The sequence below is a fragment of the Xanthobacter sp. BG11Y11_SDJG genome (assembly GCF_057364445.1).
The window spans coordinates 1-1,516 of sequence record NZ_JBNFNU010000637.1 but is presented as its reverse complement, the minus strand read 5'-3'; the positions used below and the strand labels follow the sequence as shown (position 1 = coordinate 1,516).

Here is a 1,516-nt window from a genome sequence, read left to right as displayed (position 1 = left end):
GCCGATGCGGCCGCGCACCATCACCAGGCCCACCTCGGGCGGCCGCAGATCGCTCACGGCGGGCACCGGGTCCAGGCGCGCCAGCGCGGCCTCGAGTTCGTCGCGCCGGGCGCGGGCGAGAAGCCCCATCACCGCTCTGCGCCGGGCGGTGGCCTGCGGCGGTAAGTCATGGTCCGGCATGAGGGTCAGTAGGGTGGGGCGGCCGCGGCGCGCGGGGAGCGTCGCAAAAGGTGTACATGATTGTATAATAATCTATACAAACGCACAAGAGCGGTCGGGAAAGCCATCGATGTCGGAAACGCTAAGGAGCCTGCACGCGGAAGGTCACACCCCCGTGACGGAGGACGCCGGCGCTGTGGAGCGCGGCAGCGGCGTGACGCTGTGGCGCCAGATCGCCGAGCGGATCGAGCAGGAGATTGCCTCCGGCGCCCGTCCGCCCGGCGCGCGCCTGCCGGTGGAGACCGAGCTTGCCGCCGCCTTCGGGGTCAACCGGCACACGCTGCGCCGGGCGCTCGCGCACCTCGCCGAGCGCGGCCTGATCGAGGCCACGGCCGGGCGCGGCACCTTCGTGAAGGCGCCGCCGCTGCGCTATCCCATCGGTCCGCGCACGCGATTCTCGGAGATCGTCGCCGCCGGCGGGCGCGAGCCGTTCGGCCGCTTCCTGGGTTCGCGGGTGGAGCCGGCGGATGCGGAGGTGGCGCGCGAACTGTCCCTCACCGAGGGCACGCCGGTGCTGCGGATCGAAAGTTCCCACGAGGCGGACGGGGTGCCCATATCGGTGGGGACCTCCTGGTTTGCGCACGCGCGCTGCCGCGACCTGGACCTTGTCTATGCCGCCACCGGCTCGCTCACCCGCGCGTTGGCGACCCTCGGCATCGCCGACTATCGGCGGCGCGAGACGCGCCTCACCGCCCGCCCGGCGACGGCGCAGGAGAGCGAGGTGCTGAGCCTGCCGCCGGGGCGCGCGGTCCTGGTGCTGGAGCGGCTCGACACCGAGCTCAGCGGGGTGCCGCTCCAGTTCGGCCGCTCCTCCTTCGCCGCCGACCGAGTGCAGCTGATCCTCAAGCCCTGACGGGGCCTTTGCCTCGCCGCTGCGCGCGGGATACATCCCCGAGAGCCGTCGCCATCTGGGGCGCGGCAGCGCGGAGGACATCATGGCGGCGACGGACGCTCCCACCTATGACGACGTGAACGAGAGCGTGCACGCCTCCACCGGCATCGTCGCCGCGCCCCACCACCTGGCCGCGGAAGCGGGCCGCGAGGTGCTGGCCGAAGGCGGCAACGCCGTCGAGGCGGCGCTCGCCGCGGCCGCCGCCATCGCCGTCGTCTATCCCCACATGAACCATCTGGGCGGCGACGGCTTCTGGCTGATCCGCGAGCCGTCCGGGAAGGTGCGCTACATCGAGGCCTGCGGCTTCGCCGCAGCCGGCGCCACCATCGCCCATTACCGCGACCTCGGCTATGACGCGCTGCCGACGCGCGGCCCTCTCGCCGCGCTCACCGTGCCCCGGCGCGG

At 73.1% G+C, this 1,516-nt stretch carries 3 protein-coding genes; 2 read left to right on the top strand and 1 reads right to left on the bottom strand.

Annotated elements, in window-relative coordinates; all coding sequences use genetic code 11:
- Positions 1-180, bottom strand: a 180-nt coding sequence (locus AC2W7M_RS25245) for a phosphonate C-P lyase system protein PhnG (protein WP_486135833.1), incomplete at its 3' end; no start/stop codon positions are given.
- Positions 181-334: 154 nt separating this feature from the next.
- Between AC2W7M_RS25245 and phnF the strand changes: the two genes are divergently transcribed.
- Entirely contained in the window at positions 335-1,072 is a 738-nt protein-coding gene (gene phnF, locus AC2W7M_RS25240; protein ID WP_486135831.1) for a phosphonate metabolism transcriptional regulator PhnF, read from the top strand.
- Positions 1,073-1,154: 82 nt separating this feature from the next.
- Positions 1,155-1,516 (top strand): gamma-glutamyltransferase (locus AC2W7M_RS25235; RefSeq protein ID WP_486135829.1); only part of this gene is annotated, 362 nt, incomplete at its 3' end.